The organism is Cellulosimicrobium sp. BMG9.22 (genome assembly GCF_059159975.1).
Map to the genome: position 1 here is coordinate 21007 of NZ_JBZGBY010000018.1, position 14690 is coordinate 35696.

Sequence of the window (14690 nt, forward strand, 5' to 3'; positions counted from 1 at the left end):
GTGGTCACGTTCCCGGCTCACCGGGTACGCCCCACCAGGGGGTGACCCGGGGCCCAGGCGAACGACCCGTCGTCTGCACAGCGTGCCGCTCCCCGGTGGTGATCCACCCTCCCCGTCCACCCGTGGGTCTCACCTGCAGGTGACCTCGGGTGCGCGGGGTGCGCCAGTCGCGACGCGCACGATCCTAGCGCACGTCCCGCACGCTAGTCCTGGGCGCCGGGGACCCGACGATCCGTCTCGTCGCGCACCTCGACGGCACCGTCGCGGACCTCGGCCGCGCCGAGGATGCGCCGCAGGTAGGTGTAGGTGAGGTCTCCCGCCGCCTTGTCGTACTGCTCCTCGTAGCCGTGCTTGGTGTACATCGCGAGGTTCTGCTTCGAGTCCTTGCCGGTGAAGACCCAGATCTCCGACGTCTGCTCGGGCAGGTACGGGAGCACCTCGAAGAGCATCTGCGTGCCGATGCCGCGACCCTGCATGTCGGGCGCGACGGCGAGGCGACCGAGCGTCGCCTTGGAGTCCTCGATCTCGACGCGGACCGAGCCGACGAGGCGAGGACCGAGCCACGCGCCGATCGTCACGACGTCCTCGCGCGCGAGGTCGTCGCGCAGCTCGTGGAGCGTCTGGGTCAGCGGGGGGATGTTGGGGTCCTCGTAGAGCTGCGCCTCGGTGACGAACGCCGCCCGGCGCAGGGTCAGGAGCTCACCGGCCTCGGCGTCGGTGACGAGGCGGGTCGTGATCTGCGCGTCGTTCATGGGCTCATCGTGTCAGAGATCGGCGGGTCGTTCTCCGCGTGCCCGGGTGATGTCCGGGGTGCGGCGCGCGGCTACCCTCTGAGGGGTGTCCACGACTGCCCCCGACTCCGTGCCCGACTCTGTGCCCGGCGCGACCTCCGCCGGTGCCGCCGCACCGCTCCCGACCGGCGAACCCGTCCACTGGGTCCTCTCGCTCTCGTGCCCGGACGGGCCGGGGATCGTGCACGCCGTCGCCGGTGCCCTCGCGCGCCTCGGGGGGAACATCACCGAGTCGCAGCAGTTCGGCGACCCGCTGTCGGGGCTGTTCTTCATGCGCGTCCAGGTCACGGCCGACGCCGCCCGAGAAGAGCTCGAGCGCGCCGTCACCGAGGTCGCGACGCGCTTCGCGATGTCGTGGCAGCTCGACGTCGTCGGCCGGCGCCTGCGGACGCTCCTCATGGTCTCCAAGGCTCCCCACTGCCTCGTCGACCTGCTGTACCGCGAGCGGTCCCAGGGCATGCCGATCGAGGTCGTGGGCGTCGTCGGGAACCACCGCGACCTGGAGGACATCGCCGCGTTCTACGGCAAGCCCTTCCACCACGTGCCCGTCACGCGGGACACGAAGGCGGACGCCGAGGCGCGGCTGCGCCGCCTCGTCGCCGAGCTCGACGTCGAGCTCGTGGTCCTCGCGCGCTACATGCAGATCCTGTCCGACGACCTGTGCCGCGAGATGCCGGGCCGCATCATCAACATCCACCACTCGTTCCTGCCGAGCTTCAAGGGTGCGCGGCCCTACGCGCAGGCGCACGACCGCGGCGTCAAGCTGATCGGCGCGACGTCGCACTACGTGACCGGCGACCTCGACGAGGGCCCGATCATCGAGCAGGACGTCGCGCGCGTGGACCACTCGCGCCGCGTCGAGGACCTCGTCGCGATCGGCGAGGACGTCGAGCGCCAGACGCTCGCGCGTGCGGTGCGCTGGCACGCCGAGCACCGCGTGCTGCTCGACGGGCACCGCACCGTCGTCTTCCGCTGAGCCCCTCTCCCGTCCCCGCGCCGCACCGACGACGCAGCCCCGCCACGTTGCCGGACGTGGCGGGGCTGCGCGATGGGGTGCTCAGGCCGGTCAGCCCTCGGTGAGCGGGCCGAGCGTCGGGTCGTCCGCGTAGACCTCGGCCGCGTTCTCCTGCGTGACGATGACGGGCTCGAGGAGGAAGGCCGGGACGACCTTCACGCCGTTGTCGTACGACTCGGTGTCGTTGGCCTCGAACTCCTCGCCCGCCTGGGCGAGCTGGACCTGGCGGATGGACTCGGCGACGAGCTCACGGGTGTCCTTGTAGATCGTCGAGTACTGCTCGCCCGCGACGATCGACTTGACCGACTCCACCTCGGAGTCCTGGCCGGTGATGACCGGCGTGGGCAGCCCGGCCTGGCTCACCGAGGTGAGCGCGGCGCGCGCGAGGGTGTCGTTCGGGGAGAGGACGCCGTGCAGCTCGGTGCCGTCGCCGTACGAGCCGGAGAGGATCGTGTCCATGCGCTTCTGCGCGTTCTCGGCCTTCCAGCCCTGGGTCGAGACCTGCTCCTGGGTCGTCTGGCCCGACACGACGGTGAGGGTGCCGTCGTCGATCTTCGGCTGCAGGATGCTCATGGCGCCCTCGAAGAACGGCGTCGAGTTCGCGTCGTCGGACGAGCCGGCGATGAGCTCGACGTTGTACGGGCCGGCGCCCTTGCGCTCGGCGAGGCCCTGGAGCAGCGCCTCGCCCTGCAGCTCGCCGACCCGGAAGTTGTCGAACGCGACGTACAGGTCGACGGCCTCGGTGTTCTTCACCAGGCGGTCGTACGCGATGACCTGGACGCCCGCGTCGTGGGCGGCCTCGAGCTGCGCGCCGAGCTGCGAGCCGTCGATCGCGCCGACGACGATGACCTCGGCGCCCTGCTCGATCATGGCGTCGATCTGGCTCTGCTGCTCCGAGACGCCGCCGTTGGCGAACTGGACGAGCGGCTCGAAGCCGGCCTCGGTGAGTCCGTCGTTGAACAGCTCCTCGGCGAGGACCCAGTTCTCCGACGTCTTCTGCGGGAGCGCGACACCGATGGTGGCGTCGGCGGCGAAGCCGGCCGCCGCCTCCTCGCCACCGGTCTCCTCGGCACCCGAGCCGCCGCGGTCGGACGAGCAGCCGGTGAGCGCGAGCGCGCTCGCCGCCGTCAGCGCCAGGAGCGTCGTGGTGAGCTTCTTCATGGGTTCTACCTTCTGGTCAGGCATCCGTCGTCGGATGCGGGTCTCGCTGCGGGTGATGCGGTATGGAGGACCGGGGCGACCGTCAGCCCTTGGCTGCCGTGGCGCCGTCGGCGACGGGGACCTCGGGCTGGAGCTCGTCCGCGCCGGGCACGGCACCGGTGCCCTTGTCCCGGCGGGACGGGAAGATGAGCGCGATGATCGACGGGCGTCCCTGGACCTTGTTGTAGACGTCGAACGCGACGGCCGCGAGGAGCACGAGGCCCTTGATGATCTGGGTCAGGTCGGAGCCGACACCCATGAGCTGGAGGCCGTTGTTGAGCACGGCCATGACGAGGCCGCCGATGACGGAGCCGACGACGGTGCCGACACCGCCCGAGACGGCCGCGCCGCCGATGAAGACGGCCGCGATGGCGTCGAGCTCCCAGTTCGTGCCGTCGAACGGGCCGGACGCCGTCGAGCGGCCGATGAAGATCATCCCGGCGAGCGAGGCGAGGATCGACATGTTCATCATGACGAAGAAGTTCGTGCGCCGGATGTTCACGCCCGAGAGCGCCGCCGCCTGCCGGTTGCCGCCCACCGCGTAGACGTGGCGACCCGTGATGGTCCGCGACGCGACGAACTGGTAGACGATGACGAGGAAGACGAGCACGACGGCGGGGATCGGGAACGACGTCCCGACGCGACCGGACCCGTAGAGGTACGTGAGGTAGGCGATGACGGCGCCGATGAGGACCACGCGGGTCACCGAGATCGAGACGGGCGGCACCTCCGCGCCGAGCTTGCGCGCGCTCGCGCGACGGCTCAGCTCGGACCACACGACGGCGGCGATCGCGAGGACGCCGAGGACCAGGGTGGAGTTGTTCAGGCCGGTGCTCGGGCCCCACTCGGGCAGGTAGCCGCCGCCGAGGGTCTGCAGCTCCTCGGGCACGGGCACCGAGTTCGACTGGCCGATGTACTGGTTGAGCCCGCGGAAGAGCATCATTCCCGCGAGCGTCGTGATGAACCCGGGGATGCCGACGTAGGCGACCCACCACCCCTGCCACGCCCCGATCACCGCGCCGACCGAGAGGCCGAGCAGGATCCCGAGCCACCACGGGATGCCCCAGTCCCGGATGGCGATCGCGACGATGATGCCCGTCACCGCGGCGACGGAGCCGACCGAGAGGTCGATGTGCCCCGCGATGATCACCAGCACCATGCCGATGGCGAGGATGAGGATGTAGGAGTTGCCGTTGAGGAGGTTCTGCGCGTTGCTGGGCGTCAGGACCCGCCCGCCCGTGGCGACCTGGAAGAAGATGACCAGGGCGAGGAGCGCGAAGAGCATGCCGAACTGGCGGGCCCCTCCGCTCAGCAGCTGCTTGATGGACGACATCGTCGGTGGTTCCTTCTGGGTAGCGATGAGGTGGCTGGGTGGTGGGCGCGCTCAGGCGGCGGCGTCGGAGGGGGCGTCGCCGGGCGTGCCGGTCATGAGGCGCATGAGCCCCTCCTGGGTCGCCTCCGACCCCCGGACCTCGCCCGTGATCTGCCCCTCGAAGACGGTATAGATGCGGTCGCACAGCCCGAGCAGCTCGGGCAGCTCGGACGAGATGACGACGACCCCGCGCCCCGCGTCGGCCAGCTTCTGCACGAGGCCGTAGATCTCGTACTTGGCGCCGACGTCGATGCCGCGCGTCGGCTCGTCGAGGATGAGGAGCTCCGGCTCGGTGTACATCCACTTGGCGAGCAGGACCTTCTGCTGGTTCCCGCCGGAGAGCTTGCTGACACCCTCGTGCACGCTCGGCGCCTTGATCGAGAACGACTTGCGGTACGACTCGGCGGCGACGAACGCCGCGTCCTGGTCGATGACGCCGGCCTTCGAGATGCGCGGCAGGTTGGCCGCCTGGACGGTGCCGAGGATGGAGTCGAGCAGGTTGAGGCCGAGCGACTTGCGGTCCTCGGGCACGTACGCGATCCGGTTCTCGATCGCGGAGAGCACGGTGGGCATGGTGACCTCGCGCCCGTCGATGCGCACGACGCCGGACCGGTACCGCCCGTAGGAGCGCCCGAAGATCGACCGGGCGAGCTCCGTGCGACCGGCGCCCATGATCCCGGCGAAGCCGACGATCTCACCGCGGCGGACGTGGAACGTCGAGCCCTTGCAGACGAAGCGACCCGGCACCTCGGGGTGCTCGACCGTCCAGCCCTCGACCTCGAAGAACGTCTCGCCGATGCTCGGCGTGTGGTCCGGGAAGCGCGACTCGAGCGACCGGCCGACCATCCCGCGGATGATCCGGTCCTCGTCGACGCCCTGCGCCTTGACGTCCAGCGTCTCGACCGAGTGGCCGTCGCGGATGATCGTGATCGAGTCGGCGACCTCCTCGATCTCGTTGAGCTTGTGCGAGATCATGATGCTCGTCAGGCCCTTGGAGCGCAGTCCGCGCAACAGGTCGAGCAGGTGCTCGGAGTCCTCCTCGTTGAGCGCGGACGTCGGCTCGTCGAGGATCAGCAGGCGCACGTCCTTGGCGAGGGCGCGGGCGATCTCGACGAGCTGCTGCTTGCCGACGCCGATGCTCTTGATCTGCGCGTCGGGTGACTCCTGGAGACCCACTCGGGCCATGAGCTCCTCGGCCCGACGGCGCGCCTCGCCCCAGTCGATCCCGAACGCCCCTCGCACCTCGTTGCCGAGGAAGATGTTCTCGGTGATGGAGAGCTCGGGGATGAGGGCGAGCTCCTGGTGGATGATGACGATGCCCGCGTGCTCGCTCGAGCGGATGTCCTTGAACTGGACCTCCGCGCCCTCGTAGATGATGTCGCCCACGTACGACCCGTGCGGGTACACGCCCGAGAGCACCTTCATGAGCGTCGACTTGCCGGCGCCGTTCTCTCCGCAGATCGCGTGGATCTCCCCCGCACGCACCCGCAGGTTGACGTCGTCGAGGGCGCGCACGCCCGGGAACTCCTTGGTGATGCCTCGCATCTCGAGGATCACGCGCTCGCCCGTCATCGGACCTCCTCCTGCTGAGGACACGTCGCGGCGCATCTGTGGCCGCGTACCCGGGCACCCTCAGCGCCGCCCGAGCCGGGCCGACGCTATTCCTGGCGCACTCTTGGCGTCAACTCCTGAACGCAAGGATCCGGGAACCGTGACCAAACAGCGACCTTGATCGGAGGGCCGCGAGCCGGTCGATGCCCGATGTGAGCGTGCACACGGCGAGAACGCTCCCACGCGGTCAGAACCTGAACCCGCGGGAGCGCTCTCCAGCCCCGTCCAGGCCGCACACCCCGGAGAGCGACGAGCAGGAGCCCGCCGAGGGAGAACCGTGGTCACCCGAGGTAGAACCGTGGTCACCCGAGGAAGAGTGCGGGTCCGCCGGACGTGGCGGCCTGGTCCCCCGAGGTGGAGGCGTGGACCGCGCCCGCTGGTCTAGCGGGGCGGGAGGGCGAGCTTGAAGCCCTCGTGCGACTGCTCGTAGCCGAGCGACCGGTAGAAGCGGTGCGCGTCCCCCCGCTGCTTGTCGGACGTGAGCTGCGCGAGCACGCACCCGCGCTCCCGGCCCCACGCGTGCGCCCACGCCATCATGGCCCGCCCCACGCCCTGCCCCCGGAGCCGCCGGTCGACGCGCACCGCCTCGACGAGGAGCCGCGACGCCCCGCGGCGGGAGATCCCCGGAATGACGGTGAGCTGCATGGTCGCGACGACCTCGCCGTGCCGCTCCACGACGACGAGCTCGTTGTTCGGGTCCGCTGCGATGGCGGCGAACGCCGCCTCGTGCTCGGGCCCGACCGGTCCCGTGCGCGTTCGCGCGATCGCGTCGTCCGCGATGAGCTCGACGACGCGCGGAAGGTCCGAGGCGAGGGCCCGGCGGAAGGCGAGCTCCGCCGTCGGGCCGGGGGTGAAGGCGGTGGTGCTCACGGACGGCGACCGTAGCAGCCCGCCGCCCGCCCACGGGCGACAGGCCGGGACGTGCGCGAGGTAGAACCCTGGTTCCGGACCAGGGTTCTACCTCGCCGTACCAGGGTTCTACCTCGCGGGACCGGGGTTCTCCCGCAGCGTCAGGAGCAGGTGATGCCCTCGTGCTCGACGGCGAAGGTCGAGGTGACCTCCTCGCCGTCGACCACCGCGGTGGCGGTCACCGTGGCCTCGCCCGCCCCGACCGACGGCGCGCGGCTCGTGAACGACTGGTAGGCGTTCTTGCCGGCCGCCACGTCGGCGAACGACCTCTCGCCGAACGGCGTGGCGAGCGAGACGTCCACCGGCACCGCGCCGTCGTTCGTCGCGCGGACGGCGACGTACGCCGTGCCGGCGAGGCACCGCGGCTGGACGGCGACCGGGACGGGCAGCTCGGCGCCCGCCTCCGGCTCGACGAGCACCGCGACGGTGCGCGCCGGGACGGTCACGGTCCCCGTGCCCGCGTCCCACGTGGTCTCCCGCACGACCGCTTCGCTCCCGGCGGCCTGGACCGGCGAGAGCACGTAGCCGCGCCCCGCGAGCGCCGCGACCGGCACGGTGGCCGGCTCGGGCGAGGCGTTGAAGACCGCGAGCAGGCCGTCGAGGGCCGGGTCGACGTCGGCTCCGGTCGTGTCGTCCACCGACATCGCGATCACGCCCGGCACCTGGTCGGGACCCGCGCCGGGGAAGGTGACCTTCTCCTGGATGAGGTCCGCGTCGCCGAGCCGGAAGAGCTCGGTCGAGTGCCGCAGACGCAGGAGGTCCTGCGCCTGGGCCGACGCGGTCGCGATGTCGTCGGGCGACGGCTTGAGCGCCGGGTCGGCGAGGAGCGGGGCCATGAGCGGCCACTTGTCCTCGTTGTCGGCCGCCATCGGCAGGCCCCTGCCGAACCCGTTGTCCTGACCGGTCCAGTCGATCGCGTTGAACCAGTCGCCCGAGTCGTAGCTGTTGCGGTCGAGCGACTTCGAGCGCAGCAGGTCCGTCCCGGCGTGCCAGAACGACGGCGTCTGGGACAGCGCCGCGGTGGCGAGCGAGACCGTGTTCATGCGCACGCGCTCGTCCATCGGCGTGTCGGCCGGGAGCTTGAGCGCGAGCAGGTCGAACAGGGTCTCGTTGTCGTGCGCGTCGACGTAGGTGACGATCTCCTCGGGGGAGTCGGCGTAGCCCGCGGGAGCCCCGCGGTAGTCGATCTCGTCGCCCCGCTTCTCCTCGCCCGTCGAGGTGACGAGCACGTAGTCGCGCAGGTTGCCTGCGAGCCCGAGGCGCACGAGGTCCGTCTCGTGGCCGAGGGTCGCGAGCTCGTCGGGCGAGCCGTCGTTGACGGTCCCCGGCTCCCCCGCCCGGGCGGGCTGCCCGTTCGGGTCGGTCGCGAGGCCGGTGCCGAAGCCCTGCGTGAACGTCGTCGCGCCGTCGACGGGCGAGCCGCCGTGCACCGCGTCGCGCAGCCGGTCGGAGAACGTCCCGATGCCCGTGCCGCCGAGCTGACCCTGCGTGGCCTGCTCGAACAGCGCGTTGCCCGCGACCTCGCCGAAGTCCCAGCCCTCGCCGTAGAGGTACACCGACTCCCCGTCGACGCCGTCCTCGGCGAGCGTGAGCTCGTCGAGCGCGGCCCGGACGTCGAGCATGTTCTGCTTCGAGTGGTGGCCCATGAGGTCGAAGCGGAACCCGTCGACCTTGTAGTCCTTCGCCCACGTCACGACGGAGTCGACCATGAGCCTCCCGGCCATCGCGTGCTCCGTGGCGACGTTCTGGCAGCACGTGCTCGTCTCGACCGCGCCCGTGGTCGGGTTCAGCCGGTGGTAGTAGCCCGGCACGACCTTGTCGAGCACGGACTTCTCCGCCTGCCCGCTCGCCGCGGTGTGGTTGAACACCTGGTCGAGCACGACCTGCAGCCCGGACTCGTGGAGCCCCCCGACCATGGTGCGGAACTCGGCGACGCGCGCGCCGCCGTCCGCGTCGACCGCGTACGACCCCTCGGGGGTGCTGAAGTGCCACGGGTCGTAGCCCCAGTTGAAGCCGTCCTGCGCCTGCACCGCGGTGACCGCGGCCTGCTGCTCGGGCGAGTCGGGCGCGAACCCGGACAGGTCACCCGTCGTCGCCTGGGCCGCACGGTCCTCGGGGATCGACGCGAGGTCGAACGTCGGGAGCAGGTGCACCGTCGTGACGCCCGCGTCCGCGAGCTCGCGCAGGTGCGTCATCCCGGCCGAGTCCTCCTCGGCGAACGCGAGGTACGTCCCCCGTCGCTCGACCGGCACCGTCTCGTCCGAGATCGAGAAGTCGCGCACGTGCAGCTCGTAGATCGTCTGATCCACGGGCCGCTCGACGACGGGCGCGGGCGTGCCCTCCCAGGAGCTCGGGCGGAACGCGGGGTCGTCGAGGTCGACGGCCACCGAGTGCGTGGAGTCGAGCGTGAGGCCCACCGAGTACGGGTCGGTGACGACGTTCGTCTCGACCTTCCCTGTGCTCGGGACGTGGACCTCCACCTCGTAGAGGTACCGGGCGCCCTTCCACCCGACGTCCGCCCCGCCGAGCTTCTTGTCGGCCGCCTTGCCGTCGAGCGTCCACGTACCGTCGGACTCGCGTGCGGCCTCGAAGCGGCGCGGGTCGTCGTCGAGCGAGGCGCCGGCGGGCCAGGCCAGCACGGTCACCGCCTTCGCCGTCGGTGCCCAGAGCGCAAACGACGCCCACTTGTGGTTCGCGTGCCACGTGAGGCCGAGCTCGCGGTCGGCCGCCGCCTCGGCGAACAGGTCGTCGACGACGCCGGGGATCTGGACCCCCGTCGCGGCGGTGAGCGCTCCGCCGTCGGCCCGGGTCACGAGCAGCTGGCCGGTGAGCGCGGCCTCGACCGCCTCACGGCTGACGGACTCGCCGTCGTCGAGCACGCGCAGCGCGGTGTGCCCGGCGAGCGCCGGGAACTCGGCCGCGACGTCGTCGGGCAGGCCCGCCGGGTCCACCTCGAGCGTGTACGACGCCGTCCCCTCCGGAGCCTGCACCTCGCCCTCCGCGCTGCCTTGGGCGACGGAGATCCCGCCGTCCGGCGCGGCCCACAGGGTCCACTCCTCGCCGGTGCCGAGGTCCGCGGGCCACGCGACGAGGTCCTCGCGGACCCAGTGCGCGGCCTGCTGGCCGGTGCCGGGCAGCGGCGGGTTCGCCACCTCGATCGTCAGGACGTGGGTCGCGACGTCGTAGGAGAACGTGACGTTCTCGCCGTCGCCCACGGAGAACTGGTAGTTCGGCCCGTCGGGAACCCCGCCCACGCCGTAGTTCTCGGCCCAGCTCATGCCGTGCGCAACCTTGCCCTCGTACGCGCCGGCCGCCAGGTCGTCGGTCGACCAGGTATAGGTGCCGTCGCCGTCGGGGTCCTTGAGCCACGATGCGAGGCAGTCGGGAGCCCACGGGCCGGGGCAGCCGACCTGGTCCTGGAACGAGCCGGCGAGGGTGACGATCGGGCCCTGCGCGGTGCTCGAGAAGTCCTTGCTCTCCGGGTCCCAGTAGAACGTCACCGGGCCGCCCTCGGTCGTGTACGTCGCGTTGCTGCCGTCCTGTACACCGCCGACGCCGTAGTTGACGGTCCACGACCCGTTGATCGCGACCTTGTACTCGTACGTCCCGGCCGGGATGTCGAACGTCCCCTCGTAGACGCCGTCGGCGCGCTCCGTGAGCTTCGCGGCCTCGCAGCCCGGCGCCCAGTCGCCCGCGCAGCCCATCTCGGAGTTGTGGCTGCCCGCGACGGTGACGAGGTCGATCTCCGGCTCGGGCTCCTCCCCCACGACGCCGCTCACGTCGACCCCGACGCTCGCGAACGTGGACGCGGCGGCGCGGTCGCCGTCGGCGTCGGTCGTCACGGCGCGGTACTCGACCAGCGTGCCCTCGGGCAGGCCCGCGACGTCGTGGAAGACGCGCGGCACGGTGTCCTCGGCCGTGCCGAGCGGGTGCCACTCGGCGCTCCCGACCTCTCGCCACGCGAACGACGTCTCGGACCACGCGTCGGCGTCGACCGTGGCTGCGACGGGCGCGACACCCGTCACCGCGGCGCCGGCCGCCGGGACGGAGACCGCGATGTCACCCGACGACTGGGCCCCGACCTCGCGGTCGGCGCGCAGCACCACGGCGCCCAGTGCGGGGACCGTCAGCGTGACGCTGCCCTCGGCGTCGGCCGTGACGGGCTGCACGCCGTCGCCGTAGAGCACCTCGTACGAGGCGCCCGGCGTGAGCGTCGTGAACGTCGCCGAGCGCTCCTCGGTCGCGTTGTTCAGCGCGACGAGGTGCTCGACCTTCTCCGTACGGTCGACACGGCTGAAGGCGTACACGCCCGCGCCGTTCTCGACGTAGCGCTCGACCTGGGCGCCGTCGCCGAGCGCCGGGTGCGCCTCGCGCAGCGCGGCGAGCTCGGCGATGTGCGCGTAGAGCGGCGCGTCGGTGCCGTAGCGGTCGATGCTGCCCGCCGGCTCGCCCGTGACGAGCGGCTGGTCCGCGTACTCGGTGACCTCGGTCGCGAACAGCGTCTGCCGCGCGTCCTTGTCGCCGCCCGTGCCGGCGAAGCCCTGCTCGTCGCCGTAGTACACGACCGGCTGGCCGCGTGTGAGGTACATGAGGTCGTGCGCGAGCTCGTCGCGCGCGAGCGGGTCGCTCGTGGAGGACAGCATGTAGCCGACGCGGCCCATGTCGTGGTTGCCGAGGAAGGTCGGCAGCGCCTGGGCGTTGGTGTCCGGGGTCGTGTACAGGTCGTCGCTCGCGAAGAGCGACGCCAGGCCCTTCGCGCTGTTGCCGCTCGCGAAGCTCGTCGCGGCGGACTGGAACGTGAAGTCGAGCGTCGAGCTCATGTCGGTCTTGCGGACGTACGGCGAGAGCTTCGCCGCGTCGGCGTCGTACACCTCGCCGAACATGAAGAAGTCGTCCTTGCCCTGCGCGTGCGCGTAGTCGAGGACCTCGGTGGTCCACGTCTCCCAGAACTCGAAGTTCACGTGCTTGACGGTGTCGATGCGGAAGCCGTCGATGCCGAGGTCGACCCAGTCCTGGTAGACGTCGACGAACCCGTCGACGACCGTCGGGTGCTCGGTCATGAGGTCGTCGAGGCCGGAGAAGTCCCCGTACGTCACGGACTCCCCCGTCCACGTCGAGTCGCCGCGGTTGTGGTAGAGCGTCGGGTCGTTGAGCCAGGCAGGGACCTTGAGGTCGGCCTTGCCCTCCGGTACGAACGGCGTGTACGGGAACGACGTCGCGGGGTCGAGCGCGGGGAAGGTGTCCGTGCCCGCGTACGTCGCCGGGTCGAACACGGTCCCGGCCGCGTCGCGGTAGGGCGACGTCGCCTGGTCGACGTACGAGTACTGCTTCTCCTCGTAGTCGACGACGTCCGCCGTGTGGTTGGTGATGATGTCGAAGTAGACCTTGATCCCGCGGTCGTGCGCCTCGTCGATGAGCGCCTCGAGCTCGGCGTTGGTGCCGAGGTGCGGGTCGATCTGCGTGAAGTCGGTGATCCAGTACCCGTGGTACCCGGCCGAGGCGTTCACGCCCTCGCCCTGGACGGGCTGGTTCTTGAACGACGGCGTGAGCCAGATCGCCGTCGTGCCGAGGCCCTCGATGTAGTCGAGGTTCTCACGCAGACCGGCGATGTCGCCGCCCTGGTAGAAGCCCTTGTTCGTCGGGTCGTACCCGGACACGAGCGGGTCGTCGCCGAGGCCCGCGGTGTCGTTCGACGGGTCGCCGTTGGCGAACCGGTCGGTCATGACGAAGTAGAAGCGCTCGTCCGACCCGGCCTGGCGCACGGGCGGGACGACGAGCGCGGCGTCCGCGGCGTCGTCGTACTCCCCCGCGAGGCCCAGCGGCGTGAGCGCGATGCGCTTCGTCGCCTCGTCGAACGTCACGCGCACGGTCGCGTCGCCGCCGAGCACGAGCGGCGCGTTGTCCTGGCTGCCGTCACGGCCGTACGCCTCGTCCCAGGCGTCGTCGAACGCGACCTTGTACTGGTACGTCCCGGCGGGCACGTCGAACTCCGCGGACCAGACGCCCGCGGCGTCGGTCGGCGCGAGCTCCGTCGCGGCGCACGCGGGGTCCCAGTCGGCGGCGCAGCCCAGCTCGGACTGCAGGTCACCGACGAGTGCGAGCGTGCGCTCGTCGGCCCCGGCCGCGGGAGCGGCGAGGGCGGCCACGGTCAGCCCGGCGAGCGTCGAGCCCGCGAGCGCGAGCGCGGTGACCGACGAGGTGATCGACGCCGTCGTCCGGGACGCCCGGGAGCGGCGCGGATGGAGCGGATGGGGCGACGCTGTCGGCCACGGTGAGCGACGACGCGGCGTGGAGGTCATGCGGGACTCCCTCGTCCGATGAGGTTCGTGCGGAGACCGCGCGAGGAGCACGTACGGACGACGGGACCAGCAGCGGACGACGTCGGCCGAGCCAGGCGCTTCTCAGCGTACGGCTGGCCCGACTGTAGTGCTTGCAGCAACTTGCAGCAAGAGTCTGTACCAGGTGCGGAGGCGAACGTACGCGACCCGCCCCACCGACGGGCGGCGGGACGGGTCGCGGGCGCTCGGAAGGCGTTGCTGCCGGTCAGTACAGGATCGACGTCTTGCCGCGCGGCCAGGCCAGCGTGGCGTAGATCTGCACCATCGCCGCCTGGCCGAGCAGCTCCGTGGTCCCGCCCGCGACCGGGAACAGCCCGGTCTCGGGGTCGCGCACGTCGCGCCACTGCGAGTCCGCGTAGTCCGCCATCGCGTCACGGTAGGTCGTGCCTCCCGTCACGGACTCCAGCAGCAGCAGGTTCTTGAACCAGATGGAGTTGAAGAACATCGGCTGACCGTCCAGCCGTCCCTCGGTGACGAAGAAGCGGTAGGAGGCGCTCGCGATCGCCTCCGCCTTGCGCAGGTACTCCTCCTCGCCCGTCGCCTGGTACATCAGGGCGTAGGTGCCGAGCGGCACGCCCTGGTTGTACGACCACTGCGTCCGCTCGATCGAGCCGTCGAGCTTGACGTGGTCCCAGTACAGCCCGTTCGGCGCCAGGAGGTACTGGTCCGTCCACGACGTCATGCGCTCGGCCCAGGTTAGGTACTCGTCCTCTCCCGTGATCATGTACAGCCGCGTCGCGAGCTGGGCGCCGGGCATCGTGGAGACCGTGTTGCGGTCGGTGCTCCAGGTCGCCTGGGTCCAGAACACGCCGCCCGGAGCCGGGTGCGTCGGGTCGGTGTCCCACCCGGAGACGACCAGGTCGAAGATCTCCTCCGCCCGCTCGAGCGCCGCGTCGTCGCCCGTGTCGAGGTGCTGCTGCACCTTGGCGAGGGCCACCCACTCGTTGTCGTCGTAGAAGATGTCGCCGCCGCCCCCGTAGGGCGCCCGGGGGTACGAGTCGTACCCCGGCAGACCCGTCGTGCCGCCCTCCGCGTTCCAGAAGTGCTCCTGCCCGCGGTCGCGGTCGGCGAGGTCGTCGACGAACTGGTTCCCGGCGCGCCCCGGGAGGCCCGTGAGGTCGAGCGTCGCGATGTGGGCCTGCGAGAACGGCCACTCGAACGAGTAGGGCCGGTCGTCCGCCTTGCGCGGGTAGTGCTCCAGGTAGAGCGAGGACCCGTCGTCGACGTACAGGTACTCCTGCATCGCCTCGTAGCTGGCCAGTGCGCGGTCCACCTGCGTGCGGTGCGACGTGCCACGCCCGTCTCCGTCCGAGGCGGACGCGGGGGCAGCGGCGCCGAGGACGCACGCCGCCGCGACGGCCACGCCGACCGTTCTGGAAAACCTCATCGTTCTCTCCCTTGCTCGGTGGTGCTCGGTCTGAGAAAAGCGTTGAGAGGTGCCGCGGGCGCGCGCG

General features: G+C 71.2%; 8 protein-coding genes and 1 riboswitch. Of the genes, 1 reads left to right on the top strand and 7 read right to left on the bottom strand.

Features of this window, described 5'->3' with window-relative positions:
• Nucleotides 1-44 precede the first annotated feature (44 nt).
• Nucleotides 45-181: riboswitch (ZMP/ZTP riboswitch) on the bottom strand.
• A gap of 22 nt (nt 182-203) precedes the next feature.
• Nucleotides 204-752: a GNAT family N-acetyltransferase gene (locus AC4H2H_RS12920; RefSeq protein ID WP_494371214.1), complete on the bottom strand. Its 549-nt coding sequence runs from the start codon at nt 750-752 to the stop codon at nt 204-206.
• Nucleotides 753-873: 121 nt separating this feature from the next.
• On the opposite strand from AC4H2H_RS12920, the gene purU reads away from it, so the two are divergent.
• Complete coding sequence (gene purU, locus AC4H2H_RS12925) at nt 874-1767, top strand: formyltetrahydrofolate deformylase (RefSeq protein WP_494371264.1); 894 nt, start codon at nt 874-876, stop codon at nt 1765-1767.
• Nucleotides 1768-1857: 90 nt separating this feature from the next.
• Here purU and AC4H2H_RS12930 read toward each other — a convergent pair whose 3' ends face one another.
• The 6 genes from AC4H2H_RS12930 to AC4H2H_RS12955 form a co-directional block, all read right to left on the bottom strand.
• The gene (locus AC4H2H_RS12930; protein WP_494371215.1) at nt 1858-2967 is read right to left on the bottom strand and encodes a substrate-binding domain-containing protein; all 1110 of its coding nucleotides are present in this window, start codon (nt 2965-2967) and stop codon (nt 1858-1860) included.
• An 82-nt stretch (nt 2968-3049) separates the two neighbouring features.
• Nucleotides 3050-4339: a multiple monosaccharide ABC transporter permease gene (mmsB, locus tag AC4H2H_RS12935; RefSeq protein ID WP_494371216.1), complete on the bottom strand. Its 1290-nt coding sequence runs from the start codon at nt 4337-4339 to the stop codon at nt 3050-3052.
• A gap of 51 nt (nt 4340-4390) precedes the next feature.
• Nucleotides 4391-5950 (bottom strand): multiple monosaccharide ABC transporter ATP-binding protein, encoded by a 1560-nt coding sequence (gene mmsA, locus AC4H2H_RS12940; RefSeq protein ID WP_494371217.1) that lies wholly within the window; start codon nt 5948-5950, stop codon nt 4391-4393.
• Between the two features lie 420 nt (nt 5951-6370).
• Entirely contained in the window at nt 6371-6859 is a 489-nt protein-coding gene (locus AC4H2H_RS12945) for a GNAT family N-acetyltransferase (protein WP_494371218.1), read from the bottom strand.
• 140 nt (nt 6860-6999) lie between these two features.
• Nucleotides 7000-13197: a pullulanase-type alpha-1,6-glucosidase gene (gene pulA / locus AC4H2H_RS12950; RefSeq protein ID WP_494371219.1), complete on the bottom strand. Its 6198-nt coding sequence runs from the start codon at nt 13195-13197 to the stop codon at nt 7000-7002.
• A 244-nt stretch (nt 13198-13441) separates the two neighbouring features.
• Nucleotides 13442-14623: a glycoside hydrolase family 76 protein gene (locus AC4H2H_RS12955; RefSeq protein ID WP_494371220.1), complete on the bottom strand. Its 1182-nt coding sequence runs from the start codon at nt 14621-14623 to the stop codon at nt 13442-13444.
• Between the last annotated feature and the right edge of the window lie 67 nt (nt 14624-14690).

Bases quoted from the DNA above. Each gene is read 5' to 3' on its own strand.
- mmsB (WP_494371216.1), bottom strand. From the start codon at position 4,339: ATGTCGTCCATCAAGCAGCTGCTGAGCGGAGGGGCCCGCCAGTTCGGC.
- mmsA (WP_494371217.1), bottom strand. From the start codon at position 5,950: ATGACGGGCGAGCGCGTGATCCTCGAGATGCGAGGCATCACCAAGGAG.
- AC4H2H_RS12930 (WP_494371215.1), bottom strand. From the start codon at position 2,967: ATGAAGAAGCTCACCACGACGCTCCTGGCGCTGACGGCGGCGAGCGCG.
- pulA (WP_494371219.1), bottom strand. From the start codon at position 13,197: ATGACCTCCACGCCGCGTCGTCGCTCACCGTGGCCGACAGCGTCGCCC.
- AC4H2H_RS12955 (WP_494371220.1), bottom strand. From the start codon at position 14,623: ATGAGGTTTTCCAGAACGGTCGGCGTGGCCGTCGCGGCGGCGTGCGTC.
- AC4H2H_RS12920 (WP_494371214.1), bottom strand. From the start codon at position 752: ATGAACGACGCGCAGATCACGACCCGCCTCGTCACCGACGCCGAGGCC.